Origin of the sequence: Mycobacterium sp. 852014-50255_SCH5639931, from assembly GCF_001665605.1 — a bacterium.
GTDB lineage: Bacteria > Actinomycetota > Actinomycetes > Mycobacteriales > Mycobacteriaceae > Mycobacterium > Mycobacterium paraffinicum.
Genome location: NZ_LZSV01000034.1, coordinates 22305 through 43701 on the forward strand (window position 1 = coordinate 22305; position 21397 = coordinate 43701).

Genomic DNA, 21397 nt, shown 5'->3' on the forward strand with positions numbered 1-21397 from the left:
TCAGGCTGGGTCGGCCTCCCAGCCACTGGGAAGCATCGGGACGGTTGATTCGCCGCCGAAGCCGTCGCCGGCCAGCCTGGTCAATCCCGCGGCGCGCCGCGTGGCGGATCCGGCGAAACCGAGCGGTTCTGCGCCCTGGTCGGAGGCCATCCCTGAAGTTGACAGCGCATCGCTTGAGGCGCTGAATTCGGGTTCCAGGTCCAGGAATTCGTACCGGTAGCCTCTGTGTGTGCGGCGGGGTGCCGCTCGCGGACGCCCCCGGGTTTGTTGCTGTTGTGCCGCCGGACCCGCCGCGGTCGCCGCGGCCGCGGCGGTAGCTGCGGTCGCCTTGCGAGATTGGCCGGCAACGTTGGACTCCGACCCGGCGCCGAACACACCCACCAGATATGGGGACACGAAATTCTGTGCGGCCACGGCACTTTCCGGTCCCACCAGCGTTGGGGGCGGGGTGGGCGGCGCGCCCGGTGTGGCCGCAGCGGCTGGCGCCGGCGCCGATACCGCCGACGCGTGAAACGGTGCGGCGCTGATGGTCGGTGCGGCGGCGAGCGCGGATAGCGGCGGGGTTTGGGTGAGGGGAATTGCCGTCGCCGGCAATGGGGTCGGAACCGCGGCGGGGACAGGAGCTGCTGCTGGCAGTACCGCTAGCCCCGCCAGCCCCGCCAAGCCGCCTGCCGCTCCGGCGGGAATCGCCAACATCGGCGTAACCAATCCGAGGGTGTAGAGCGGATTGCTCAGAAAAGAGCTGAGCAACCCCACCGGGTTGAACAGGAGAAGGTTGATGAATACGAGCGTTCGGTGAATGACGAATTGCAGGGCGAGCATCACGATTGTCTCGAACAGCTGCGCGGGATTGTGGGCATACATAGGGATCAGGGTCTCCACGCGCGAGAGGAACATCGACAAACTCGGGTGCATCGACCAGCCCTGCGGCGAAAAGGGATTGAAGGGGAATAGCGCTTGCAGCCACTCCTGGAGATTTTGGGGGAGTGAGGTGCCCATGATGTAGGGGTTTCCGCCGCCCATGCCCGAGCCGCCGCTCATTCCGGAACCGGAATCCATGCTCCTTGTGCCCATGCCCGCCTTCATGATCTGCGGCACCCCCGTACTGGATGAGGCCCGGGCGACCGCGGCGGTCGAGACGGCCTGGTAGGTGCTCATCGTTGTGGCGGCCTGCACCCACATTCGCGAGTAATCGGCCTCGTTCAGCGCTATCGGAATTGCGTTGATACCAAAGAAGTTCGTCGCCACCAATACCGCATGCGTGGCGTGGTTCGCCGCCAGCTCGCCTAGCGGCGGCATCGCGGCCAACGCCGTCGTGTATGCCGTCGCGGCCAACTCATGCCGCGCGGCCATCTCGGCGCTGGCTGCGCTGGACTGCATTAGCCAGCCGAGGTACGGCGCGTGGGCGGCCATGTAGTGCGCGGCGCTCGGCCCTTCCCATGCGCCGGCCTCAACCTCGCCGAGGAGCGAGGTGAGTTCGCCGGCGACCGCGGCATACTCGGCGCTCAGTGAATGCCAGGCGCTCGCCGAGGCCAGCAACGGTCCGGGACCCGGCCCGCTGGACAACAACATCGAATGGACCTCGGGCGGAAACGCCATCCAGATCGGCGCCGTCATCGCCGGTTCGTCTTTCCGGGCCGTCGCGGGCGAGCTACGTCATGGATAGAAATCAACGCTGGCCCTCTTGGTGGGCGGATCACGGGGTTGATCGTAAGGTTGTCCAGTTACGCATATAAGGAGATATCGCTGTGATATTCCTGTAACTACGGTTCAAAAGTAACGATCTGTCCGTGCGGCTTCATGCGCGATACCGATACGGGATGCTCCCGCATTGGGAGGTCAAGCAACGCGTAACGCGGCCCGGCGGTCGCGTGGGGTCGTGCCGTTCGGGGGCGACATGATGCGTCTGTGTCACCAATACCGTTGGGGCGGAATGCAATTCGTCACAGTGACGAATTGCAGGTATGTACGCGGGAGTGGGAGCGGGGCCGCCACGCCACCAAAATCTGGATTGTGCTCGGGCGTCGGTCGTGGCCCGGCTTGCCGAGCAATTCGGTCGCGTCATCAAAAGCGGGGGCCCGGGGCGCGGTAGGTGTACCAGGGTTGTCCTAGCGTGTCTGGTCCGCCGGCGCCCCGGGCGGAGAGCAATTCGTCACAGTGACGAATTGAGGCCATGCACGCGGGAAGCCGGATCGGGGGCGTCGCGGACCGTCGGCCGCCCGATCCTGGCGCGTGGCCCGGCTTGGGAGCTCAATCGTCGGGTCCACGAGCAATCAAGTTCGTAAGCGCCGCGTCAAATGCCGCACTGATGGTGACGCCGCGCGGGCATGACAGCTTGTCTCGGCGGAAGTCGCTCGAGCGTTGTCGAGTGCCACCCTTTCATGCGATGGCCTGGTGGGCATTGTGCCGATAAGCGACATTATGTCAAGTTGTAAATTGGTTATTGGCATGCGATGCGCGCCACCCCCGCACCACCCCACTGGCGTCATCGAGTCAGCGCCTCGAGCTGATCAAGACCGTGGCCGAAGCCGACCACGTCGTCCTATCCACCAGGATCGCCGCGCTGATCCTGCTGCTCTACGGCACTCCCGTCAGCAAGATCAGTGAACTCACACTCGATGATGTCGACGTGACACCAGCGCGAACAACGATCAAAGTTCGACCCCGCTTCCCTAGCCGATCTCCTCGGCTACTCAACCAAGATCATGAACATCCACGCAGCCCGCGCCGCCGTCCCGATAGCCACCTACCCAGCGGCCAAAGCGCCACGCGCTAACCGCCACTAACTACCAACGGACGCAAGAGCGCCGCCAAAGCTGTCCGGCAAGCGCGAACGGCATGAGATCAACCCGGCAATCGCGAGCTACCTGTCGACCACTCGATCGACGGTCTCGCGATCTGGCGTGCTGAGATGTGCGATCACCGAGTCGGATCGGCACAGGGTCACGCCGATGTTGGTCATCTCGGCGCGGCCGCGTTCGTAGAGTCCGGATACGGCGTCCTCGACCAGTACGACCCGGTAGTCACGCTCGCTGGCCTCATAGATGGTGGTGCGGGGACAGTTCGGGTAGTTGCACCCGGCGATCACCACGGTGTCGACGTGGTTGTCGCGGAGATGCTCATCGAGCGCGGTGCCGAAGAAGGCACCCCACCGGGGCTTGTAGAGGATGACCTCGCGTTCGCCCAGCCGCTGCGGCCGTCCGGAAAGCAACAGCTCGTCGTCGAATTGTGCGCCCGGGCCGGGCGTTAAGCCCGGAGCTAGCAGACGTCCGGGCGTGCCGGGACGCAGCATCGGGGTTGGGCCGGCAACAAGGTGTCTGCGGGCCGGCTCGGCGTTGCTTCCGTCGCCCAGGTAGAGCCGTACGACGTGCACGATCGGTAGGCCCGCGCCGCGAAATGCCCGGCACAGACCGGCGATCCGGGGCACAGCGGTCGATGTTCCCGCGATCTCCAGTGCTCCGCCATCGAGGGTGTCGGCTTGAACATCGATCGTCAGCAGAACTGCAGAATCGAAATGCGGTTCGACAAGGGACTGCACGCTCACAGCATAGATACCTCGACGCGGTGAGCGATACGGCGCCAAACGAGCACACCGCAGAGTCCACGAAACGCCGAAACCGCTGCGCTAGGGTACTTCGCGCGCATGACAAGAACAGGAATTAGATGCCGACCCACACGCCGATCACCAAGTCTGACAGGGCTCGCCGTCCCCGCCGTATCCGTAGCTAACCTATTGTCAAGATCGCGCCCGCGGCGACGCCAATCACCGCCACGAGGGCCACCAAAATCACCGTGATCGACGCGCGCACGATCTCTTCTTCCTTGAGTCGCCAGCGCGGCTTCAATTCGACGAGAACGGTGTCCTCTAGACAGGCCATTGCGTTCACTTTTGCGGCCGCCAAAAGGACATCGTCATGCCCGTCGGCCGCGTCTTGCTCGATTTGGTCGTGCGCGGCGATTGCGGTCGTCATATCAGCCCCCCAAGGCTCGCAGACGCCGGTAGGCGTTATTTGGAAGGTCGAATTCTTCGGCCTTCTCGTATATCCAAAGATACGAGTGCGAGATCACGATTGCGGTAACGATCCTTAACGGTCACAGCACACAGTCGTGGGCCCGCACTGCGCGGCGAGCCGTGTAAGCCGCCGTCAAGTTGCCATCGTGACGGAAGACCTCCCCCGCTCCAGCGCGCGGGAGGGATATGCATGAATCGAATACGGAGGATTACCGGAAACCACTCCGTTTTCGGTTGCACGCCAGCGCATTTGGACTCACGTAGTGTGTCCGCAGCTCGTCTAGCCGTGTATTCGATCAGTCGTGTATGGCCTCGTACCTCAGCAGGACGGTGCCGCCCGGGAAGGTGCGGTTCTCCAACAGGCGCAGCGAGATCCATGACGGCAGTGTGGGGAAGAACCGGGTGCCACCGCCCACGGCGGTGGGCGTGACCACGATCCGGTACTCGTCCACCAGTCCGGCCTGCACGATCGGTGCGGCCAGCGTCGCGCCGCCCACCTCCAGCCTGCCGTCGGTTTCGGCTTTCAGCTTCGTTACCACCTCGACCGGGTCGCCGTGTTCCAGGCGGGAGTTCCAGTCGGCGGACTTGAGAGTGCGCGAGAACACGACCTTGGGCATGTCGCGCCAGATGTGGGCGAAGTCGACGATCAGAGGGGTCGCGTCCGGGGCCTTGTCGGCGGTCGGCCAGTACGAGGACATCAATTCGTAGAGCCGGCGCCCGTAGAACGCGCACGCGGTCTCCCGCTCGAAGTCGTTCCAGTATTGGTGCAGTTCTTCGCTCGGATCGCTCCAGTCGATGTTGCCTTGCGCGTCGGCGATGTACCCGTCCACCGACACGTTGAAGCCATAGATGAGTTTGCCCATGCAGATCAGACTGCACCGGAGGGCGAAACTCATCGCGACGCCACATGGCACACCACAACATGCAGTGATCGAATATGGCGGGTTACCAGTAAAGCCTTCCATGTTCATCCATGCCACAACAGTTTTCAGATGTCGAGGACATAACGTAGTGCGTGGTCAATGGCCTGTATCTGTCCGGGGCCAATCACTCTCTTACGAGATGAGGCGGTCATCGCGCACACTAAGACACGCATCCGACGCTTGGAGGACCGATCCCGGAATGAGCCCTGTCGCCGAATTCGACTTCATCATCGTGGGAGCAGGCAGCGCGGGCTGCCTGCTCGCCAATCGGCTCAGCGCCAACCCTGAGCGACGGGTGCTCTTGATTGAGGCCGGCGGCAAGGATGATTGGTTCTGGATCAAGGTGCCGGTGGGCTATCTGTACACGATCGCCAACCCCCGCACCGACTGGTGCTTTACGACCGAGGCGGACCCGGGCCTGGCCGGCCGCAGCATCCACTACGCGCGCGGCCGGGTGATCGGCGGCTGCTCGTCGATCAACGCCATGATCCACATGCGCGGACAGGCCAGCGATTACGACCTGTGGGCACAGGCCACCGGCGACGAGCGCTGGCTCTGGGGTAGCCCGGACAGTCCCGGCGAGACACTGGCGATCTACAGAAAGTTGGAAAACTTCTTCGGCGGAGCCGACGACTGGCACGGCGCCGGTGGTGAGATCCGCGTCGAGCTACCACGGGTGCGCTGGAAGATCTTGGACGCCTGGCAGGCCGCCGCCGCCCAGGTGGGCATCTCCCCGATCGATGAATTCAACCTGGGCGACAACGCCGGCTCTGCGTACTTTCACGTCAACCAACGGCGTGGCCGTCGCTGGTCGATGGCCGATGCCTTCTTGCATCCGATCACCCATCGGCCGAATCTCACCGTCTACACGCAAGCTCAAGCCTTACGGCTCTTGATGGATGACCAGGTGTACGAGGATCAGCGTCGGGGCGCCTGGACCACGGCGCAGCACCGCATCGCCGGTGTGCGCCTGCTCAAAGGCGGCCAAATCGTCGATGTCCGGGCACGCCGGGAGGTGATCCTGAGCGCCGGAGCTATTGGGTCGCCACATCTGATGCAGGTCTCGGGTCTGGGCCCGGCGGGACTGCTCACCCGGCACCAGGTGCCGGTGGCCGTCGATCTGCCAGGAGTGGGCGAAAATCTCCAAGACCACTTGCAGATTCGCACGATCTACCGGGTCCGGGGCGTCCCGACAGTCAACACGCTGTATCGGAATTGGATCAGCCGTGCGGGCATGGGTCTTCAGTATCTGTTGTTTCGATCGGGGCCCATGACAATGCCGCCTTCCACCCTGGGGGCTTTCGCCAAGAGCGACCCCGCGCTAGCCAGTGCCGATTTGGAGTGGCATGTGCAGCCCCTGTCCTTGCCGAAGTTCGGCGAACCCCTGCACCCCTTCGGAGCGATCACTCCCTCGGTGTGCAATCTGCGACCCACCTCGCGTGGTTATGTGCGCATGGCCAGTGCAGATCCACTGACCAATCCGAAGATCTTGTGCAACTACCTGTCGACCGACGCCGATCGCCAAATAGCGGTGACCGGCCTCCGGATGACCCGGCAGATCATGGCAGCGCCGGCGCTCACCCGCTACGGTCCGCAGGAGTTGCTTCCCGGCCCGCAACTGGTGAGCGACGACGAGCTGCAGCAGGCGGCCGGTGAACTCGGTACGACCATTTTTCACCCGGTGGGCACCTGCGCGATGGGAGCCTTCGACGCCCGCGGTCTGCCGCGGTCGGCCGCCACGGTGCTCGACACCGACTGCCGCGTGTACCGGGTGGCCGGCCTTCGAGTGGTCGATGCTTCGGCAATGCCCAACATCATTTCCGGCAACACCAACGCGCCGACCATGCTCATCGCCGAACGTGCAGCGCGGGCGATCGTGGAATAAGTCGGTTAACGTCGCCCAAGCCGCTCCCCTGCGTCGCGCGACCTGCGTCTGCGCGCCTCCTTGAGGAGCAATACGCACAAAATCGAATGTGCAGACTTACCAGTAAGAGGAAGAGTTGCTTTCCAACGTGTTTTGTTGCAGCGCAGCATGATTCGGGCTAGAGCCCGGATGGTACGGCCTTGCCGTTTACCGTCACGTCGACCTGGTCGGTCTTCGGGTTGTACTCGATCTTGCCGTGCTCGAAGTTCGACACGAGCAGATCGCCGACGGCGTTCTGGTCGCTGATGGGGAAACCCAGCGGACCTGCCGAGCCGTTACTGCCCGTGATTGCAGGCGTGCCGTCCGGGGCGCGTGGGATATTCCAGGCCTCCCGGATTTTGCCCAGGGTGATATACGCGGGAGTGCCGGCCTCGCCGTTCTTGGCGGTGATCACGCCGCCCTGGAACTGCTGGAATACCAGGCCGCTCTCCCGTGTCCCGGCGTTGCGGTCACCCGTCAGCGGCTTGCCGAGAGCCTTCTTCTGATCCTCGGTTGCCGACGAGTACTTGGCAGCGATCGGGCCGGTCAGGGTCACCTCGACGTCCCGCTCCCCGATGATCTTCACCTCGGTGGGCGGCGCTGGGGTTGTCGATGTGGAGGTGGCGTTCACCCCGACCGTAGGCGGTGCCGACGCGTCGACGCTCTTGCCATTGCTGCAGCCCGCAGTGATCAGCACGACGGCGGTCAGGCCGACGACTGCCGCGTGGCGGTAAGCGATCGTTCTCATGGGCTTCCTCTCGCGTCTTCCTGTGGTGTGGATCAAGTTGCGGCTGACCTCGCCCGGTCGGGACCATGACCGAACCAACGTTGTGCTCGCGCCGGCCAACGCTCGTCCCCCTGTTTTTGCCCGCCGCCCAAGCCACCCTAAGGCACCGCTTGATACCGGGCTCGTGACCCAAAGGATCACGAAAGTCATTGGGCTACGTCGTCAATCTGGCACGATGGGGATTTCGGGCGACACGGCACAGCAGGTCGTCAGCGCCGACGGCGCCCGCCATAAAGGAGTTTCCGTGGGCCTATTCAAAAGGAAGAAGCGGCCCGGTACGGCTCCCGCTGATGCCAAGGTTTACTACTCCAACCCTTTCGGTGACACCAAAGACGGCGAACAAAAGCCGTTCTTGCTTCAACGCAACGGTGTTTGGTACGTCCCTGTTTTTCGCAGCGTGGAATCGATGAAGGAGTTCTATGAGCGAACGAACCGCGCCGCCTACATGATCCTTGAGGGTGACGTAAAGAGTGTGATGGAAACTAACCGTTCTATTGAGGTGATGAAAACAGCGGGAATCGTCATTGAACCTTTGAGCGACCATCCGGTTGTGATCATGCCTGATTCTTGACCGAGGCTGAGCGGCACGAATTGTGCCCGTGCGTCCGATCACTTCTTGAGGTTCGCTTGCAGCTTTGGGTAGAACGTCGACGACGTCCTCAACGCCCAGAAGCTCTTTCGGCAGCTCGATTTCGCGGACGGATTGCCCGAGCCCAGAGATGGGCCCACCTGTTCCCAAGCGTCAGCGTTCGATTACGGTCAACGAGCCATGATTTAGGTCGCTGGTGACGTAGGCGAAGTGGGTGGTTGGGTCGACGGCGATGGCGAGTGGATTGTTACCGACGGCAAGGATTCCGGTGACGATGCGCTTAGTGGTGTCGATCACTGACACGGACGCGCCGCTGTAGTTGGCCACGTACGCGGTGTTCGTCGGCGGATCCACCGCTACACCCGCGGGGCGCTGCCCGACGGGCACACTCGCGGTGACGCCGAGGGTGGTGGTGTCGACCAACGATACCGATGCATCATCCCCGCTGGCGATATAGGCGGTGTGCGATGCGGTGTCGATGGCGATACCGGCCGGGTGAACGCGAAGCGCGACGGAACCGATGACGGTTCGGTTCGTGGTATCGATGACCGTCACCGTTGGATCGGAATTGGTGACAAACAAGCGGTGGGCGGTCCGATCGATGGCTACCCGGCTTGGGCCCTTTCCGGTGGGCACCGTCGCCGTCACAGCATGCGTCATCACATCGATGACCGACACCGATGCGTTGTCACCACTAGTGACATAGGCGATGCGGGCATCCGGGTCGACCACTACCCCGCCCGGATGGCTGCCGACACCTATCCGGGCGATGACCGTGCCGTTGGCGGTGTCGATGACCGACACCGAGGAGTCGTCATAGTTGGTGACGTAGACGGTCCGGGTAGACGGATCCACGGCAACACCCACCGGGTGGCGTCCAACAGCGACGGTGGCCGTGACCGCACGGCTGGCGGTATCGACCAGCGACACGGAGTTGGAACCGGTGTTCGCGACATAGGCGGTGTGTCCGGCGGAGTCGACCGCGACGCCGAAGGGGCCATTGCCTACCCGGATTGAGGTGGCGATCGTAGGTGGACCACTCGGCACTGTCGTGACTCCCGAACTGGGCGTGCCTCCCCCGCTAGGCGCCGACGGCGGGGCGGCCGTCGCAGATCCCGTCGTCTGCACAGATCCAGGCGTCGATGTGTGTGTGCGCAGAAGATATAGGCTCGCGACTCCCAACACCACGACCACTCCAATCACCGTGGCGGCGGCCACCCAAGATCGCTTGGCGCGCTTGCGGTTCCCCGCCGTCTCCTGCCGCGGGTCGCGGTGCAATGGTTTCTGCGCTTGCTGCGTTGGCTCACTCGGCCATGAGCCCACTTGAGTGGGGGCAGTGGCGGGGTGGGACTGCACATTCGGGTCCCCGAGGCGCAGCGGCACCGTGATCGCGTCACGCGCGGCTCGTGCCATGTCCACAGGGGTGGCGTAGCGCTGCTCGGGGTCCTTGGCCATGCCAGTGGCGATGACCGCATCGAACGCCGCCGGCGCGCCGGAGTCAGACGGGCGCGGCGGTGGGGCCGACAGATGCCCCGCCACTTGATGCTCGATGCTGTCACCCGGATATGGGGCGACTCCCGTCAAGCACTCATAGAGCACGCAGGCAAGCGCGTAGATGTCGGAGCGTGCATCGGGCTGGCCGACTCTGAAGCGCTCCGGCGCCATGTAGCGCAGCGTGCCGACCACCGCGTCGGTCCCCGTCAGACCGGTCTCGCCCAGAATGCGCGCGATCCCGAAATCGATCAGATACGCAAAGTCGCTTTCATCGAGCAAGATGTTGGAGGGCTTGATATCCCGATGCACCAATCCAATCTTGTGCGCCGCATGCACGGCGCGGGCCACTTGTTCGACGATGTGCACCGCGCGCGACGGAGGCATCGAACCGGAGGCCAGCACGGTTGCCAGGTCGCGGCCGTCGATCAGGCGCATGTCGACGAATAGCCGCCCGTCGACCTCGCCGTAGGTGTGAATTGGCACCACGTGAGGGTTGTTCAACCGTGCCGCTGAGTGGGCCTCGCGACGGAATCGCTGTTGAAACGTCTTGTCCGCAGCAAAATGCGCCGGGAGTACTTTCAGCGCGACTATCCGATCGGTGACGGTGTCATAGGCTCGCCAGACCTCGCCCATCCCGCCTCGGCCGAGCAAATTGATTAATCGGTACCGGCCGAACGGGGTCCCTTTCATGGAAACCTCCCGACGGCTGCAATTCAGCAACACCATAGTCCACCGCCGGTGCGCAGACTTGCAACCGCTTCGCCAGCGGGAGCGCGGCGACCCGGACGCGGTCTGAGGCGGCGCCACGAGTCGTCGTTCCCGAATGCGCGTGCCGCCTCTGTCGTCGCTCGGGGTTGACGAAGTGGTCAGGTTGGTGGGTCCCGCAGTGCACCGGTTCTTGACCGCGCCCGCCGATGAGCTGGGGCTGGACCGGCCGCCACAATAACCTGCCGGGCAGCCACCGCTATACGGCGGTCGCCTCGATGATGCTGAGCGGCGACACGGTATCGACGACGCGATTCAACCGGAAACCGGCGTGGTCGAACAGCCGGCGGTACTCGTCCGCGGTGCGTTCGCGTGCACCGGCGACGACCAGCATCTCGATGTCCACCCACTTGCCGTGGAAGTCCCGGTCGTGGTCGGGAATGACGAACTCGCAGAGCAACAGTCGCGCGCCGGTGCGGGCCGCGGCGCGGACGTTCTTCAGGATGCGGGCGGCATCTTCCTGGGGCCAGTCGTGAATGACGTTCTTAAGCACATACGCGTCGCCGCCCTCCGGCGCGGAATCGAAGAACGAGCCCTCTTCGATCCGGACGCGGTCGTCGACCCCGTACTCGCGGAACAACTCCGAGGCGCCCGCCACGACTTCCGGAAGATCGAACAGCACGCCGCGCGCATTCGGAGCCGTTTGCAGGATCGCCGCCAACAGCCGACCATGTCCGCCACCGACATCGACGATCGTGCCGAACGCGCCGAAGTCGTAGGCCGCGGTCAAGGGCACGGTCGCGAACTCGGACACATTGGTCATCGCAGAGTTGAAAATCCCACCGAGCTCCGCTTCGTCGGCCAGGTACTCGAAGATCGGTTTGCCGCGAAGTGCTGGGACCACCGGATTCCCGGTCCGGATCGCGTCGGTGAGGTGGCTCCAATGCTCGCGATGCTGAGGTGACCCGACCCATCGCGCCATCCCGGCCATTGACACGGGCGCGTCGGTGCGCAGCGTTTCCGCGAGCGGGTTAAGTGCGTAACGCCCGTTGCTGCCCTGGCTGAAGATCCCGATGCCGATCAACGCGCGCATGAGTCGACTCAGTGCGTCGGCGTCGGCACCGACCCGCTCTCCCAGTTGCTCGCCGGACAACGGGCCATCTGCCAGGGCATCCGCCACGCCAAGATCCGCCGCGGACGTGATCGCCTGAGCCACCCACGCGTTCAGGATCAGTTCCATCATCACCGCCGTAGGCGGCGCGGAGCGCTGGCGCAGCCGCGACAGGTGGTGGCGGGCCCGTTCAACGGCTCGCGCGACCTTGACCGGCGGGACCTTCGACGTCAAGTGACTCCCCTTCTCGTTCATAGTCGCCACAATCAACCCTCTCCGCGGGCTCAGTTCCCTCAGGCGCTCAGGCAGGAATGACAGAGCCGTTGTTGCTGCGGCACATCAGCGCACACACTAATGCGCCAACGAAACCCGTTCGTCTGAGTGCTCCTGCTGCGCGACCGATCAATTCGTCCGCATAGGAACTATGCCCGCGGAGCGTGGATATTTCAATAGTAGTTGAAATAAACGCCCGCTCCCTCTAGAGTTCTGGCCAGGGGCCTGATGAACGGAGTCGCCATGTCACGTCTAGTCACCAAGGTCGTCGTTGCGGCGATCCTCGCATTTACCGCCGTAACAGCGACGGGATGCGTTCCGGCCGCCACTGTAGGGCCTCCCCTCGGGGTCGCGGCGGGTTAAAGCTCTTGTGGTGTAACAACTTCGACGGTCAGGGCGGGTGGCGCGCGCACGTTCGGTTCTCCCTTAAGGCACGAGCAGCAGCGCGGTCGTGATGAGCATGACGGCGGCGGTGACGCCGTGAACTCCCCACGCGATCGACTTCGAGCCGCCGTTGCGGAGCACGATGGTCGCGTCGACGAGCGGAATGATGGTGGCGGCCAACATCACCCAGCCGATCAGGTGGGTCGCGCCCGCGACCATCAGGATGATGACGAACACCCCCGTGGCGATGTCGCGGATGCCCTTGACGCTTAGGTACGCACCCGCACCCGGTCGGTCCAGATCGGCGAGCACGCCGTAGCCGGCGGCCGCGACGCGCGGCGAGACGAGGAAGCGCGCACCGATGAAGATGATGCCCGCGGCTAGGAGTCCGGCCAGCGTGTAGCCGATTGTGGTGGTCATGGCCATGTCGAGCGCTCCTGGGATTCGCTAGTGAATCGGTGAAAACGGCGTTGGGTCAAGCTGTGTCATCTGAACGTCGACGATGTCCTCGACGTCGAAGCCGGCCATGTCGGCGGCGAATTCGGGGCTGGTCATGACATCCCGGGTGAGTTGTTCAGGGTCGGCGCCCGGCGGGTAGCGGATCAGCGCGACGAGTCGATTCGCGCCGCCGCTGCGCTCGGTCCACACGCCGTGGGTCGTGACCCCGAATGCCTTGAAGGTCGTCAGGTGGCGAGCCCAGTGAAGCGTCACGTACTGCTGCAGAGCTTGAGGTGATCTCAGCGTGTAGATCCTGAGCTGAAACATCGAGCCCGCTCTCCTTCAGTTGAAGTCGACTGGCTTGGTGGCGCGTCAGATCATCAGCACCACGCATAAGGTGGCCACGGCCAGACCCTGCAGCGTCGCGCGGGCGCCGATGATCGAGTCCCACTTCTCTTGCAGCGCACGCCCTTCCGATAGCCGCCGGCTAGCGCCCGCAGCCGCTGTCAGTCGCCGATTGATTGGTGCGCTCACCTTCGTGTACAGCGCAAGCCAGACCAACAGCAGAACCAGCGCGACGCCCGCCGCGATCGCCTGTGCCCAATGCGCTGCCACCGTGGCCAGCACCGCGCTCGTCGCGGTGGCAACAACCCCGAGTGCCCCGGGCACAGGCATGCGCCGGTCTCCGTATTGGTGCACGCGTCCCATGACCACGACCACGGCATCGTCGTCGACCAACGCCAAGGCCGGTCGCAACACGATCGCGCAGAACACGTCGGTCCCGTAGACCACTGCGGTACCCAGTACCGCGACGAGTGCAACGGCACGGGTGATGACGTCCAAAACCATGTCGTAACTCCAATCACGTCCTAACTGCTAGCAACGCTAACCCCGGAGCGCACTGGTGTCAATAGCGTTGCTAGCAGTTCTATCGGCGCTACAATTCCGCAGTGGACGATCGTCGTGAGCGTGAGCGGCGGATGATCGTCACCACGGGATCGGCGGCCGCATGTGGGTCACCACGGGATCGCACCGTCGCGGTTGACGAAGCTGCCGGTCGGACCGTCGGCCCCGATTTGCGCCATGCGGACGATCGCCTCGGCGCCCTCGGCCACCGTCTGCGTACCGGTATTGCCGTTCAGGTCGGTCTTCGTGAACCCGGGATCGACGGCGTTGATCCGGATGTGCGGGAACGCCTTGGCGTACTGCACCGTGACCATGTTCAACGCCGCTTTCGACGCCGGATAGGCCACCCCGGAATACACGTCCGCCGGGGCGGGCGCAAACAGGGTCAGTGACCCCAGCCCGCTGCTGACGTTGACCACCACCGGTGCGGCGGACCTATCCAGCAGCGGCAAAAATGCGTGCAGTACGCGGACTGTCCCGAAGACATTGGTTTCGAAGGTCTTTCGCATCACCTCGGCGGTGACATCGGCGGGCCCGATCACGGCATTGCCGTCGGCTCGTTCTTCGATCGCGGCGTTGTTGATGAGAACGTCGAGACCGCCGTCGACCTCGACGGTCCGGACCGCGGCCCGCACCGATGCGTCATCGGTGATGTCGAGTTGGATGGCTTGCGCGCCCACGGCCTCGGCGGCTCGGCGGCCCAGCTCGGGGTTGCGGCTACCGAGGTACACGGTGTGTCCCGCCGCCGCCAGCTGTCGAGCGGTCTCCAGGCCGATGCCCTTATTGGCCCCTGTGATGAGTGTCGTCGTCATGCCTCCACGGTGCGCCCGGGTTCTACCCCCAGCCAGGAGTCCCGTCTTCCTAGGACTGTCGATACCAGGACGGCCAATCCGAAAAGGCGCACAGTGGAGGCATGGCGACTACGGAATTCGGGCTGGCGTTGCGACGCTGGCGCGACCAGGTGACCCCGGAAGCCGCCGGACTGCCCGTCGGAGGCCGTCGGCGGGCTACGGGCCTGCGCCGCGAAGAAGTCGCGCAGCTGGCCGGGATCTCGGTCGACTACATCACCCGGCTGGAGCAGGGCCGGGCGGTCAATCCATCCGAACAGGTCATCGAGGCCCTCGCCCGCGCGTTGCGGCTGTCCTGCGCCGAACGCGCCCGGTTGTTCAATCTGGCCGGCCGGGTGCCGCCGGGCCAGGGCACGGTGCCGGCCTACATCCCGCCGGGCGTGCAGCGGATGCTCGATCGGCTACGCGAGACGCCGGTGGCCGTCTTCGACGCGGCGATGACGCAGCTGATGGCCAGCCCGCTCTACGTTGCGCTGATGGGCGAGCACATCGGCAACGAGAGAAACGCCTTGTGGCGCAACTTCCTCGGCTCGCCTGGTCGAGTACGGCACACGCCGGAGTCTCTGCTCGACCTGCAGACCGCACAGGTCGCGGCGGTGCGGGCGACGGCGCAGCGCTACCCCGCCGACCAGACCGTTCGACGGTTGATCCACGAAGTACGCGCCGGGAGCGACCTGTTCGCCGCGCTGTGGGATTCGGGCGCCGTCGCAGACCACCAGCTGGCGTCGCGCAAGATCATCGACCACCCGGAGGTCGGCGCCATCACCCTCGACTGCGACGTGCTGACCGTTCCCGGCGCCGACCTGACGATCATGCTCTACACCGCCGAGCCTGGGTCCGAGGATGCCGAACGGCTGGCGCTGCTGGGGGTCATCGGCACCCAGCCGCTCGTCGGCTAGTTCGTCGCCGCGCGCCTGCGGGGAGGCCAGGACGTCGGTCGGCATCGCCTTCTTGATTTCGCAAGGTAGGGCGTCAAATACTCGCCTGATGACAGCGGAAGTAAGTGCCGTGGACACGACCCAGACCCTCTTGAAAGTCGTTGCTGCCGCGGTGTTGTCGGTCCAGGTTGTGACCCGGTCAACGGATAGAGGAAATGTGGCCGAGGTCTGGCGTCGTGTGCGAGCACGGAGCTACAGTGGGGCTGTTGGTCGCACTAGGCGCGCGAATCCAATTTCGGCATGGGCGGTGAGAGACAATGACCGGCACTCTGCACAACGAGCATCTCCAGCACGAGCACGTGCATGGCGCGGGTTGCGGTCACGTCGCGATCCCGCATGCGGATCACGTCGACTACGTGCACGACGGTCATGTTCATCGGCAGCACGAGAACCACTACGACGAATGTGAGTCCGCCGCCCACGAGGTGCACGAGCCGCACGACCATCGGCACGGCGAAGGGTGTGGCCACGTCGCGATCCCGCACGGGGATCACGTCGACTACGTACATGACGGCTGTCGGCACGCCGCTCACGGCGAACATTACGACGAGCACTGACGCCCGAGCGTTAAGGAACCTCAGTCCTCGCTGTCGTGCACTGCTTGGCCGCCCTCCGGGGCCCAGGTGCCTGGAATCATCGGCATGCTGGGCCCGCCGCCGAATTCATCACCGGCCAGATCGGCCGGGCCCGTCGCGGCATCGGTTTCCTTGCGTGCTGCGCCGCTGTACCCCAGATTCCCGGCACCGCGTTCTGACGCCATTGTTGCCGGTTCGTCCCGGTCCGGATCGACGTCGACGTTCATGTCCATGAACTCGTCGCCGTGGCCGCGCTGCCGCGCCCGCTGGCGCAAGGACTTGTCACCCATACCCGTTCCGGCCGACTACGTCCCGGTTACGACTCGGACCGTCTCCGATTTGCCCATCGATGAGCTCACCAGCAGACGTGAAACGAAGCGGTAGGCCAAACACGACTCGCTCTACCCTCCGTATAACTCCTCCGTCGACAGATACCGCGGACGGGATCAAAGCGGAGCTTAATGCAGGTGCGAAAGGGGCCGTGCCCAAACGTATTTAGGCGAGAGAATCAGCGTGCGAGCGGCTAAGTCCCAGATTCCGACAACAGAGTCACCTCCGCGTGAATCGTGCGGCCGAACTTGCGCCGCATGAGCCGGTGTGCGGACGGCACCAGCACGCCATGCAGAACAGGATATTTCTGCCGCAGCAGACGTGCCGCCTTCTGATATTCAGCCCCCTCTAGCAGACGCACGCGGCCAGGCAGCGCGGTTCCCGTCGGCTTCCCCGATGCCGTCGCCGGGCCGAATTCAACGCTCGGGTTACGGCGAATCCGGCGCACTTTGACCGCCCGTTCGAAACTTCGAAAGTAGGCGCGATCTCCTTCCACCACAATGCTGACCGGGCTCGAGCCCGGAGTGCCGTCCTTGCGAAAGGTGGTGAGCGCGATGGTCTTCTGGCGCACGAAGGGCACCAACGTCGGGTTGGCTGCCGTGCCAACGGAGCCCAGAACGTAGCCGAGTTGACGCAACCGCAGCCCGAATGCCAGGGCCAGGGCAACTGACACCACTCCGAGAACCCACGCTTGCGCGGCCGAACCGCCCACGTCGAGGTCCACGACGTGGTTCACCGTGTGCACGGTGTTCGCCGCGATGAATCCCGCGAGCGCCGTTGCCAACGCGTCCGCCCAGATCAGCGCGAGGAGCAGGGTGACGCCCAGGCCCAGCTGGAACGCGCCCACGTCATGCAGGAAGTGCCGATGTGCATCGAATCCGACGGCATCGGCGAACGAATTCGGATCGACTAGGCACCAGATCCCGATCCCAGCGGTGGTCGCCCCCACGGCCGCTGTAACCGCGACCAGGTAGATCTGCGCGACCGTACTCAAGCGATTCATCATGCCGCCCTTCCGACGATGCTTCCTTACTGCTCCTACTCGCTAGACGGAATTGGGCATCAGTATGTGACGAGGCGGGCGATGGCGCCGACGGGTGCCCAGGCTTGCGCCGCGTCGCGCGGCACTCAACGGTTCACGCGGAAACGTTTGAGCCGTGTTGTGGTTCCGGATATCAATTCGACCTGGCTCCTTGGCAATCGCAGGTGGGCTGCCAGTAGCCGGGTCACGGCGTCGTTGGCCTTGCCGTCAACCGCAGGTTCCCGAACGTAGACGGTCAGCTCACCGTCAGGACCGACCTCAACGAGGGGCCCCTTGCGACTGCCGGGCTTGACCCTGACGAAGACGGAGTCGCTCATGCCGCGTAAGGCTACCGGCCGGGCACACGCTCCCCTGCCGGTTCCTGGTGGCGCCCTGCCATAGCTGACGTAGGAAGAGGCCGCGCTCTGGTTTGCGCCGCTCGACTGGTTGCGCCTCCGGACGATGGCTTGCCCACCATGCGGACGCTCCGATGAATTCCGGACACTTCGGCAGTCAGACCTTTCGGGACGAAGAAATCGAAGCAAAGGTGGATCCCATGTCACCCAAAGCCACGGCCCTGCCGCCGGTCGTAGATCAACAAACATGGCGCGCCGCGCTCGACGAATTGCGCAAAAGGGAGAAGGCCGCCACTCGAGAATTGGATGAGGTCGCCGCTCAACGCCGGCGTCTGCCGATGGTCGAGTTGGCCGACTACACCCTGATCGGGGCTGATGGCCCGATCCGCCTGGTCGACGTGTTCGCCGGCCGCTCCCAGCTCATCGTGTACCACCACATGTGGTCGGACGGCGCGGAGTGGCAATGCGGCGGATGCACGGGCTTCACGTCGCAGTTCACCCGACTGGAGTTCCTCGACAACTACGACGCCCGGTTCGTCATCGTCACCAACGGACCGATCGAGGAAGCCCTCGCCTACAAGCGGAAGGTCGGCAACCGCATGGAGTGGTACTCGTCGTCGCGGAGCCCCTTCGCCACCGACATGGATGCTCCGCCCGGCGGCGGTTTTGGCGTCAGCGTGTTCCTGCGCGACGGGGACACGGTGTACAGGACCTGGCATACCAATGGGCGGGGCACCGAGCAGCTCAGTCACTCCTTTGGCCTGATCGACATCCTGCCCTGGGGCCGGCAGGAGGAATGGCTCGATTCGCCCGAAGGGTGGCCCTCTCGCCCCACTTACTCGGGTTGGCTCGACTCCCCCGATATCGCAGCCGCCTACGGGCCCGCCAGTGAGGACAACGAATGAGCGCAACCGCCGAACGTTACGTCGTCACCCGCACCATCGCCGCGACGCCGGCCGAGATCTTCGCGGTGCTCGTCGACCCGTCCCGCCACCAGAAAACCGAGCCCACTGACTGGGTCCGTGACGCGGTGGACGCCGCGCCCATCACCCGCGCGGGCCAGATGTTCGCGATGAACATGTACCTCACCCAGGCCGGCGGTGACTACGTCACCCACAACCTGGTCAATGTGTTCGACCAGGACCGTGCCATCGGGTGGATGCCGGGCATACTCGACGATGCGGGCAACCACAATCCCGGTGGTTGGTTCTGGCGCTACGACCTCGCACCTAACGGGAACCACACCGACGTGACGCTCACCTATGACTGGAGCGGCACACCGCAGGAGTTCCGCGACCGAGTCGGCGAGATGCCGATCTTCGGCGAGGACTACCTCGTCGCGTCGCTGGCCACGCTGGAGCGATCGGTCGCGAACTGAGCCGTCAATTGGAAGACGACGACTATGGCGCCGCGAGCGTCGAGATGCCAGAGACTCGCGGGATCTCGGAAGCGGGCAACGGGCGGCAGAAGAAGTTCCCCTGTACGGCGTCGCAACCGTAGTCCTTGAGTCGTTGGGCCGTGGCGAGGTCCTCGACGCCTTCCGCAACGGTGGCGATGCCGAACGCAGATGCCAACTCGATGACCGAGTGCGTAATGATTGCGGCTCGGTCGTCGTGCAGGATCGGCGCGATGAATTCGCGGCCGAGTTTGACTTCGTCGACCGGTAGCTCGCGCAGATAGGTCAGAGTGGCGTAGCCGCTGCCGAAGTCGTCGATCGCCACCCGGATGCCGTTCTTCCGGAGACGATTGAGCACCGTGCGGGCCTTAGCCAGGTCGGCCACCACCAAATCCTCGGTGATCTCAATCGTGAGAGAACCAGGAGACATTGCGTATGTGTGGAGCACGGACATGATCCGGTCGGGCAGCGCATCCTTATCGAGGGAGGGCGCCGCCAGATTGATCGCGACCGGGATCGCGGCGCCTGCCGCATGCCAAGCGGCAGCGTCGGCGACCGCGCGCGACAGCACCAGATCGGTGAGCGCATGCATCAGCCCGTGCTCGCGAACCAGGGGCAAAAACTGGGCGGGCTTCAGTACGCCAAATCGCGGGTGCTGCCACCGGACGAGCGCCTCTACTCCGCGCACGGAACCGGTCAGCAAGCCGAATTTCGGCTGGTATAGCAGGGTCAGTGAGCCGTTCTCAATGGCGCGTCGCAGTTCGCCGAGCAGCTGGAGTCGCGCGATGGCACTGTCGTATGCCGGCGCTCCGCCAAGTTGATCGTCCATCTCGGGTGTGAACGTCCTGACATTGGCCGAGTTCGCCTGCCGGGCAACGGATCGTGCCGAATCGGCCTGTCTGAGGAGATCACCCGGCGTGGGGGCGCCGGCGAGCCCTGAATTAGCCGATGCCACACCGATGCTCACGCGCACGTCCAGGCGGTGATCCTCGATGTCGATGGGTTCCTCGAAAGATCGCGCCAACCCGTTGGCAACCTGCATTGCCGCGTCGGGACGGTCTTCGACCAGAATCGCGAATTCGTCACCGTTCATCCGCGCAACGGTGTGAATGTCGTTGGTATTGGCTTGGATCCGCTGGCCGACGGCGCGCAGGAGCTCGTCGCCGACGTCATAACCCAGTGTGTCGTTCACCAGCTTGAAATCATCGACGCTCACCGTGAGCACGCTGACCGGCACGCTGTGCTGAACGTGCAAGCGCAGCGCGTGCGCCAGGCGATCATCAAATAGTCGCTGATTTGCCAGCCCCGTTAGCGGATCCCGTAGGGCGGCGTCAGAGACCGCGACGAGCAGACGTTGCTTTCGGTCGAGCAGCAAGATGTGGCGGGCCAGGGTGGTAACGAAAAGTACGACGCAAACCAAGAAGATGAACGCCTCGCCCCGGTATGCGGGCCAAAAGTGCACGGTACCAACGACAATGGCCAGCAACACGGGCAGGTAGGGCAGCCACAACGATGCCCTCGAAGAGGGCTGCGAAAAACCGAGGTCGGGTTCCTGGCTCGGCTGAGAAGTGATTCCGGACAGCGCGACAAAGTACATTCCGCCTGCCCACCCGAGAACCACGAGGTTATTCGGCGCCTGGTCGGCGTGATCCGTTGCGACGTGGACCACCCCGGCCACTGCGATGATGCCCCACCCCAGCATCATCAGCGTGGGTGAAAGCTTGCGGCCCGCCTCGGCCTTCCTCACCACGACGAAGGTCGTGGCGACAAGCCCCACATACACGCCCGCGGCGGTGGCCAGCAGGATCGCTGGAACGCTGACCGTCTGTGATGAGTGCGGCGCGCGACCCAACGCCAGGATGACAAGAACGATCAACAGCGACGCGGTGACGAGGATGCCGTCAAGCAGGAGGCCGATCCCAAATCGCGCGTCATCCCGGCTGGGAATTGCGAGCGCGGCCGCCAGCGCGCACAGCGGCAAGATGAGGTAGCCGAAGTTGGCCGCCGAGAGGCCCGCGACCGGAAGACTGCCACCCACCGCGACGTAGCACCACACTGCTTGGCCGGCGGTCCAGCCGAGCAACCCGGTAGACAGAACGGTCCACGCGAGGCGTTGGCGGCCTCGAGAACCGCGTGCGGCACTGGCTGAACATGCGAGTACAAAGACGCCTGCAATGACGGAGCCTGCCGGGGCGACTAGCCCGCGGCCCGAGGCGCCGTTCGAGATGAACAGCATCGTCGCGAACGCGAGGAGCCCGATAGTTGCCAACACGACCACCACAACGCGGCTTCGTGTCAGAGACAACATTCCCCTCAATCTGCTGGGTGCGGTTCGCAAGCAGGATAAGACACACCGCAAAGTAGTTCTGCAAATTTGCTTACCTGTTTCTCGGCCATTACGGCCCCGA

General features: G+C 64.3%; 20 protein-coding genes and 2 pseudogenes. 7 read left to right on the forward strand and 15 right to left on the reverse strand.

What is annotated here, in order from left to right; genetic code table 11:
• From A5758_RS19670 to A5758_RS19685, 4 genes are all read right to left on the reverse strand, one after another.
• The gene (locus A5758_RS19670; protein WP_067743388.1) at nt 1-1617 is read right to left on the reverse strand and encodes a PPE family protein; all 1617 of its coding nucleotides are present in this window, start codon (nt 1615-1617) and stop codon (nt 1-3) included.
• A 1246-nt stretch (nt 1618-2863) separates the two neighbouring features.
• Nucleotides 2864-3538 carry a cysteine hydrolase family protein gene (locus tag A5758_RS19675; RefSeq protein ID WP_082939784.1) on the reverse strand — a complete coding sequence of 225 codons (675 nt, stop codon included), beginning with the start codon at nt 3536-3538 and terminating at the stop codon, nt 2864-2866.
• A gap of 187 nt (nt 3539-3725) precedes the next feature.
• On the reverse strand, nt 3726-3971 hold the full coding sequence (locus tag A5758_RS19680) for a hypothetical protein (RefSeq protein WP_067206275.1): 246 nt from the start codon (nt 3969-3971) through the stop codon (nt 3726-3728).
• Between the two features lie 337 nt (nt 3972-4308).
• Complete coding sequence (locus tag A5758_RS19685; RefSeq protein ID WP_067743888.1) at nt 4309-4875, reverse strand: dihydrofolate reductase family protein; 567 nt, start codon at nt 4873-4875, stop codon at nt 4309-4311.
• A 259-nt stretch (nt 4876-5134) separates the two neighbouring features.
• On the opposite strand from A5758_RS19685, the gene A5758_RS19690 reads away from it, so the two are divergent.
• Complete coding sequence (locus tag A5758_RS19690; RefSeq protein WP_067743391.1) at nt 5135-6820, forward strand: GMC family oxidoreductase; 1686 nt, start codon at nt 5135-5137, stop codon at nt 6818-6820.
• Nucleotides 6821-6977: 157 nt separating this feature from the next.
• Here A5758_RS19690 and A5758_RS19695 read toward each other — a convergent pair whose 3' ends face one another.
• Nucleotides 6978-7586, reverse strand: coding sequence for an LGFP repeat-containing protein (locus tag A5758_RS19695; protein WP_067743394.1), 609 nt, complete (start codon nt 7584-7586; stop codon nt 6978-6980).
• A gap of 283 nt (nt 7587-7869) precedes the next feature.
• Here A5758_RS19695 and A5758_RS19700 point away from each other — a divergent pair, with 283 nt between their 5' ends.
• Nucleotides 7870-8196, forward strand: coding sequence for a hypothetical protein (locus tag A5758_RS19700; protein ID WP_067743891.1), 327 nt, complete (start codon nt 7870-7872; stop codon nt 8194-8196).
• A 171-nt stretch (nt 8197-8367) separates the two neighbouring features.
• On the opposite strand, the gene A5758_RS19705 is transcribed toward A5758_RS19700, so the two are convergent.
• Complete coding sequence (locus A5758_RS19705) at nt 8368-10434, reverse strand: protein kinase (protein ID WP_369816467.1); 2067 nt, start codon at nt 10432-10434, stop codon at nt 8368-8370.
• A gap of 88 nt (nt 10435-10522) precedes the next feature.
• Between A5758_RS19705 and A5758_RS26335 the strand changes: the two are divergent.
• Nucleotides 10523-10654, forward strand: a pseudogene (locus tag A5758_RS26335) (TetR family transcriptional regulator); the annotation flags it as partial.
• Nucleotides 10655-10672: 18 nt separating this feature from the next.
• Here A5758_RS26335 and A5758_RS19710 read toward each other — a convergent pair.
• The 5 genes from A5758_RS19710 to A5758_RS19730 all read right to left on the reverse strand — a co-directional run bounded on the left by A5758_RS19710 (nt 10673) and on the right by A5758_RS19730 (nt 14337).
• Nucleotides 10673-11779, reverse strand: coding sequence for a methyltransferase (locus A5758_RS19710; protein ID WP_067743407.1), 1107 nt, complete (start codon nt 11777-11779; stop codon nt 10673-10675).
• 444 nt (nt 11780-12223) lie between these two features.
• Nucleotides 12224-12607 carry a DUF4267 domain-containing protein gene (locus A5758_RS19715; protein WP_369816468.1) on the reverse strand — a complete coding sequence of 128 codons (384 nt, stop codon included), beginning with the start codon at nt 12605-12607 and terminating at the stop codon, nt 12224-12226.
• Nucleotides 12608-12628: 21 nt separating this feature from the next.
• On the reverse strand, nt 12629-12946 hold the full coding sequence (locus A5758_RS19720; protein WP_067206316.1) for an NIPSNAP family protein: 318 nt from the start codon (nt 12944-12946) through the stop codon (nt 12629-12631).
• A gap of 45 nt (nt 12947-12991) precedes the next feature.
• Nucleotides 12992-13468 (reverse strand): DUF1772 domain-containing protein, encoded by a 477-nt coding sequence (locus tag A5758_RS19725; RefSeq protein ID WP_067206319.1) that lies wholly within the window; start codon nt 13466-13468, stop codon nt 12992-12994.
• A 167-nt stretch (nt 13469-13635) separates the two neighbouring features.
• On the reverse strand, nt 13636-14337 hold the full coding sequence (locus A5758_RS19730; RefSeq protein ID WP_067206322.1) for an SDR family oxidoreductase: 702 nt from the start codon (nt 14335-14337) through the stop codon (nt 13636-13638).
• A 101-nt stretch (nt 14338-14438) separates the two neighbouring features.
• Between A5758_RS19730 and A5758_RS19735 the strand changes: the two genes are divergently transcribed.
• Together A5758_RS19735 and A5758_RS26095 are read left to right on the forward strand one after the other, a co-directional pair.
• Nucleotides 14439-15272 (forward strand): helix-turn-helix transcriptional regulator, encoded by an 834-nt coding sequence (locus A5758_RS19735; protein ID WP_067743410.1) that lies wholly within the window; start codon nt 14439-14441, stop codon nt 15270-15272.
• 296 nt (nt 15273-15568) lie between these two features.
• Complete coding sequence (locus A5758_RS26095; protein WP_082939775.1) at nt 15569-15868, forward strand: hypothetical protein; 300 nt, start codon at nt 15569-15571, stop codon at nt 15866-15868.
• Between the two features lie 20 nt (nt 15869-15888).
• Here A5758_RS26095 and A5758_RS19745 read toward each other — a convergent pair.
• The 3 genes and pseudogenes from A5758_RS19745 to A5758_RS25410 form a co-directional block, all read right to left on the reverse strand.
• A pseudogene (locus A5758_RS19745) lies at nt 15889-16158 on the reverse strand (hypothetical protein); the annotation flags it as partial.
• A gap of 251 nt (nt 16159-16409) precedes the next feature.
• Nucleotides 16410-17222, reverse strand: a complete 813-nt coding sequence (locus A5758_RS19750; protein ID WP_067743413.1) for a PPOX class F420-dependent oxidoreductase — start codon at nt 17220-17222, stop codon at nt 16410-16412.
• 122 nt (nt 17223-17344) lie between these two features.
• Nucleotides 17345-17575, reverse strand: coding sequence for a DUF167 domain-containing protein (locus tag A5758_RS25410; protein ID WP_067206334.1), 231 nt, complete (start codon nt 17573-17575; stop codon nt 17345-17347).
• Between the two features lie 218 nt (nt 17576-17793).
• Here A5758_RS25410 and A5758_RS19755 point away from each other — a divergent pair, with 218 nt between their 5' ends.
• Together A5758_RS19755 and A5758_RS19760 are read left to right on the forward strand one after the other, a co-directional pair.
• Nucleotides 17794-18498 carry a DUF899 family protein gene (locus A5758_RS19755; RefSeq protein WP_067743896.1) on the forward strand — a complete coding sequence of 235 codons (705 nt, stop codon included), beginning with the start codon at nt 17794-17796 and terminating at the stop codon, nt 18496-18498.
• Entirely contained in the window at nt 18495-18971 is a 477-nt protein-coding gene (locus A5758_RS19760; protein WP_067743416.1) for an ATPase, read from the forward strand. The genes A5758_RS19755 and A5758_RS19760 overlap by 4 nt, the downstream gene beginning before the upstream one ends.
• A 22-nt stretch (nt 18972-18993) precedes the next feature.
• Here the strand turns inward: A5758_RS19760 and A5758_RS19765 are convergent, their stop codons facing one another.
• Entirely contained in the window at nt 18994-21297 is a 2304-nt protein-coding gene (locus tag A5758_RS19765) for a bifunctional diguanylate cyclase/phosphodiesterase (protein WP_082939776.1), read from the reverse strand.
• Nucleotides 21298-21397: the final 100 nt, after the last annotated feature.

Bases quoted from the DNA above. Each gene is read 5' to 3' on its own strand.
- A5758_RS19670 (WP_067743388.1), bottom strand. From the start codon at position 1,617: ATGACGGCGCCGATCTGGATGGCGTTTCCGCCCGAGGTCCATTCGATG.
- A5758_RS19680 (WP_067206275.1), bottom strand. From the start codon at position 3,971: ATGACGACCGCAATCGCCGCGCACGACCAAATCGAGCAAGACGCGGCC.
- A5758_RS19685 (WP_067743888.1), bottom strand. From the start codon at position 4,875: ATGGGCAAACTCATCTATGGCTTCAACGTGTCGGTGGACGGGTACATC.
- A5758_RS19690 (WP_067743391.1), top strand. From the start codon at position 5,135: ATGAGCCCTGTCGCCGAATTCGACTTCATCATCGTGGGAGCAGGCAGC.
- A5758_RS19695 (WP_067743394.1), bottom strand. From the start codon at position 7,586: ATGAGAACGATCGCTTACCGCCACGCGGCAGTCGTCGGCCTGACCGCC.
- A5758_RS19705 (WP_369816467.1), bottom strand. From the start codon at position 10,434: ATGGTGTTGCTGAATTGCAGCCGTCGGGAGGTTTCCATGAAAGGGACC.
- A5758_RS19710 (WP_067743407.1), bottom strand. From the start codon at position 11,779: ATGAACGAGAAGGGGAGTCACTTGACGTCGAAGGTCCCGCCGGTCAAG.
- A5758_RS19715 (WP_369816468.1), bottom strand. From the start codon at position 12,607: ATGGCCATGACCACCACAATCGGCTACACGCTGGCCGGACTCCTAGCC.
- A5758_RS19720 (WP_067206316.1), bottom strand. From the start codon at position 12,946: ATGTTTCAGCTCAGGATCTACACGCTGAGATCACCTCAAGCTCTGCAG.
- A5758_RS19725 (WP_067206319.1), bottom strand. From the start codon at position 13,468: ATGGTTTTGGACGTCATCACCCGTGCCGTTGCACTCGTCGCGGTACTG.
- A5758_RS19730 (WP_067206322.1), bottom strand. From the start codon at position 14,337: ATGACGACGACACTCATCACAGGGGCCAATAAGGGCATCGGCCTGGAG.
- A5758_RS19735 (WP_067743410.1), top strand. From the start codon at position 14,439: ATGGCGACTACGGAATTCGGGCTGGCGTTGCGACGCTGGCGCGACCAG.
- A5758_RS26095 (WP_082939775.1), top strand. From the start codon at position 15,569: ATGACCGGCACTCTGCACAACGAGCATCTCCAGCACGAGCACGTGCAT.
- A5758_RS19750 (WP_067743413.1), bottom strand. From the start codon at position 17,222: ATGATGAATCGCTTGAGTACGGTCGCGCAGATCTACCTGGTCGCGGTT.
- A5758_RS25410 (WP_067206334.1), bottom strand. From the start codon at position 17,575: ATGAGCGACTCCGTCTTCGTCAGGGTCAAGCCCGGCAGTCGCAAGGGG.
- A5758_RS19755 (WP_067743896.1), top strand. From the start codon at position 17,794: ATGTCACCCAAAGCCACGGCCCTGCCGCCGGTCGTAGATCAACAAACA.
- A5758_RS19760 (WP_067743416.1), top strand. From the start codon at position 18,495: ATGAGCGCAACCGCCGAACGTTACGTCGTCACCCGCACCATCGCCGCG.
- A5758_RS19765 (WP_082939776.1), bottom strand. From the start codon at position 21,297: ATGTTGTCTCTGACACGAAGCCGCGTTGTGGTGGTCGTGTTGGCAACT.